The 3,782-nt window shown below is 66.5% G+C and carries 2 protein-coding genes; both read right to left on the reverse strand.

The window, feature by feature from the left end; translation table 11 throughout:
• The coding region (gene gcvP / locus E8E91_RS14190; RefSeq protein ID WP_280376279.1) for an aminomethyl-transferring glycine dehydrogenase at positions 1–2,762 on the reverse strand (2,762 nt) is incomplete at its 3' end.
• A gap of 3 nt (positions 2,763–2,765) precedes the next feature.
• A complete protein-coding gene (gene gcvH / locus E8E91_RS14195; RefSeq protein WP_280376280.1) occupies positions 2,766–3,143 on the reverse strand; it encodes a glycine cleavage system protein GcvH in 378 nt (125 codons plus the stop codon).
• Between the last annotated feature and the right edge of the window lie 639 nt (positions 3,144–3,782).

Raw genomic sequence — 3,782 nt, forward strand, 5'->3', positions numbered from 1 at the left:
CTGGCGCTGGGGTACACGGCGAGTTCGCGGCTGTAGCGGTGGGTCCACTCGCCGACCAGCTCGTGGGCGGTGTGCGGCGCGTTCTTCAGCGGGTTGTCGTCCTTGTCCAGCTCACCGGCCTCGACCGCGCGGATTTCCTCGCGGATGCGGATCATGGCGTCGCAGAAGCGCTCCAGCTCTTCCTTCGACTCGCTCTCGGTGGGCTCGATCATCAGCGTGCCGGGCACCGGGAAGCTCATGGTCGGGGCGTGGAAGCCGTAGTCGATCAGGCGCTTGGCGACGTCGTCGACGCTGATGCCGCTGGTCTCCTTGAGCGGGCGCAGGTCGAGGATGCACTCGTGGGCGACCAGGCCGTTGCTGCCGGTGTAGAGCACCGGGTAGTGCTCTTCCAGGCGGCGGGCGATGTAGTTGGCGTTGAGGATCGCCAGCTGGGTGGCGCGGCGCAGGCCGTCGCCGCCCATCATGCGGATGTACATCCAGGTGATCGGCAGGATGCTGGCGCTGCCGAAGGGCGCCGCGCTGACCGCGCCCTCTTTGCGCGCCATCTGCGCGTGGCCGGGCAGGAAGGGCGCCAGGTGGGCCTTCACGCCGATCGGGCCGACGCCCGGGCCGCCGCCGCCGTGGGGGATGCAGAAGGTCTTGTGCAGGTTCAGGTGCGAGACGTCGCCGCCGAACTGGCCCGGGGCGCAGAGGCCGACCATGGCGTTCATGTTGGCGCCGTCGATGTACACCTGGCCGCCGTTGGCGTGGATGACGTCGCAGATCTCGCGGATGCCTTCCTCGAACACGCCGTGGGTGGACGGGTAGGTGATCATCAGCGCGGCGAGGCGCTCCTTGTGCTCCTCGGCCTTGGCCTTGAGGTCGGCGATGTCGACGTTGCCGCGCGCATCGCAGGCGGTCACCACCACGCGCATGCCGACCATGCTGGCGGTGGCCGGGTTGGTGCCGTGGGCCGATTGCGGGATCAGGCAGATGTCGCGCTGGTCGTCGCCACGGCTGAGGTGGTAGGCGCGGATCGCCAGCAGGCCGGCGTATTCGCCCTGGGAGCCGGCGTTCGGCTGCAGGGACACGGCGTCATAGCCGGTGGCCTGACACAGCATGGCTTCCAGCTCAGTGGTGAGTTCCTGGTAGCCCTGGGATTGCTCGGCCGGGGCGAAGGGGTGCAGGGCGCCGAACTCGGCCCAGGTCACCGGGATCATCTCGCTGGCGGCGTTCAGCTTCATGGTGCAGGAGCCCAGCGGGATCATGCTGCGGTCCAGCGCCAGGTCCTTGTCGGCGAGCTTGCGCAGGTAGCGCATCAGCTCGGTTTCCGAGTGGTAGCGGTTGAACACCGGGTGGGCGAGGATCGCGCTCTGGCGCAGCAGGGCGGCCGGTAGGCGGCTGGCGACGCGGGCGGCCAGCTCGGCGAAGGCGGGCAGCGCCTGGCCGTCGGCGAACAGCGCCCAGAGTTGCTCGACGTCGGCCTGGGTGGTGGTTTCGTCCAGGGACAGGCCGAGGCGGACGGCATCCACTTCACGCAGGTTGAGGCGCTGGGCGCGGGCTGCGGCATGGCGCTCGGCGGTCTGGGCGCCGGTGGCCAGGGTCAGGGTGTCGAAGAAGTGCGCCTGCTCCACGGTCACGCCGAGCTGGACCAGACCCTCGGCGAGGATCGCGGTCAGCTGGTGCACGCGGTTGGCGATGCGGGTCAGGCCCTGCGGGCCGTGGTAGACGGCGTACATGCTGGCGATGTTGGCCAGCAGCACCTGCGCGGTGCAGATGTTGCTGGTGGCCTTCTCGCGGCGGATGTGCTGCTCGCGGGTCTGCATGGCCAGGCGCAGGGCCGGCTGGCCGTGGCGGTCGATGGAGACGCCGACCAGGCGGCCGGGCATGTCGCGCTTGAAGGCGTCGCGGGTGGCGAAGTAGGCCGCGTGCGGGCCGCCGAAGCCGAGCGGCACGCCGAAGCGCTGGGCGCTGCCGAGGGCGACGTCGGCGCCGAACTCGCCGGGCGGGGTCAGCAGGGTCAGCGCCAGCAGGTCGGCGGCCACCGCCACCAGGGCGCCGGCGGCGTGGAAGCGCTCGACCAGTTCGCGGTAGTCGAAGACATCGCCGTTGGCGGCGGGGTACTGCAGCAGGGCGCCGAAGTAGGCGCTGGCGTCGGTGAGCTCACGCTCGTCGCCGATCACCACCTCGATGCCCAGCGGCTCGGCGCGGGTGCGCAGCACGTCGAGGGTCTGCGGGTGGCAGTGCTGCGAGGCGAAGAAGGCGTTGCTGGCCTTGTTCTTCGCCAGGCGCTTGCAGAAGGTCATGGCTTCGGCGGCGGCGGTGCCTTCGTCGAGCAGGGAGGCGTTGGCCACCGGCAGGCCGGAGAGGTCGCTGACCAGGGTCTGGAAGTTCAGCAGGGCTTCCAGGCGACCCTGGGAGATTTCCGGCTGGTAGGGGGTGTAGGCGGTGTACCAGGCCGGGTTTTCCAGCAGGTTGCGCAGGATCGGGCTGGGGGTGTGGCAGGGGTAGTAGCCCTGGCCGATGTAGCTCTTGAACAGCTGGTTCTTCGCGGCGATGGCCTTGATCGCGGCGAGGGCTTCGGCCTCGCCCTGGCCGGCCGGCAGGTCGAGCACGCTGGTGCCCTTGATGCTGTCGGGGATGACGTTGGCAGTCAGGGCTTCGATGTCTTCATGGCCGAGCAGTTGCAGCATGGCCTTGATATCGGCCTCGCGCGGGCCGATGTGGCGTGCGATGAATTCGTTGGCGGTGCCAAGGATGGGGGTTGAGAGGCTCATGGTCATTCCTCAGCCGTTGGCTTTCAGCAGGTTTTCGTAGCCGGCCTGGTCGAGGAGGCCGTCAAGGATGCTGGCATCGGCCAGTTGCATGCGGAAGAACCAGCCCTTGCCCAGCGGCTCTTCGTTGACCAGTTCGGGGCTGTCGGCCAGTTGCTGGTTCACTTCGATCACTTCGCCGTCCAGCGGCATGGTGATGTTGCTGGCGGCTTTCACCGACTCCAGCACGGCGACTTCTTCGCCCTTGGCATAGGCCTGCAGTTCCGGGAGTTGAACGAAGACCACATCGCCCAGCGCGTCCTGCGCGTACTCGGTAATGCCTACGGTGACGCTGCCGTTCTCTTCCAGGCGCAGCCATTCGTGGTCGGCGGTGAAACGCAATACGCTCATCTTTGGTCCTCAACTCGTATGACGCGCCTGTTTCTTCTGCCAGGCGCTTAGCCCCGCACGCGGTCATGGCCGCGCGCTGTTGCCCGGCCTTTAGCAAGGGCAGTGCCAGAAGGCTGTATGCCTTGTAAATCAAGGCGTTGCGAGTATTAGTGGAGGAAGTGCGTGATGGTCTCTGTAGCGAAATCGCTACAGGGTGATGGGCGCTTTTTGCGGGAATGAGTGGGGAGCCAGCAGTGACGGGGGTTCTGGCTGGATGTTGCGGAATCGTTACGCTGTAGCGATTTCGATACGGCGCGTGCCTATTTAACGAATAAAACTAATAAAAACAAATAGTTATAGAGTCTATGTAATGCTTTGTGCGAAGAGTGTAGGTAGGGTGCGCCGCGCGCACCAGGGAAGTTGCAGCCGGCGCCGATCGTGATCCCGGAATCGGTGCGCATGGTGTTCAGCCGGGGGACATAGGTAACGGGTGTCGGGAGACATAGGTAACGCATTTACGCTTACGGGATCCGTCGAATGAGGAGTTCGAGCGATGCCGTGGCAGGAGTGCACCACCATGTCGATTCGGCGTGAATTTGTGTGGTTGGCCGAACAGCCGCAGAGCAATGTCCGCGAGCTGTGCCGACGCTATGGCATCAG

The sequence above is a fragment of the Pseudomonas sp. BN515 genome (genome assembly GCF_029873155.1).
GTDB lineage: Bacteria > Pseudomonadota > Gammaproteobacteria > Pseudomonadales > Pseudomonadaceae > Metapseudomonas.

Bases quoted from the DNA above. Each gene is read 5' to 3' on its own strand.
- gcvH (WP_280376280.1), bottom strand. From the start codon at position 3,143: ATGAGCGTATTGCGTTTCACCGCCGACCACGAATGGCTGCGCCTGGAA.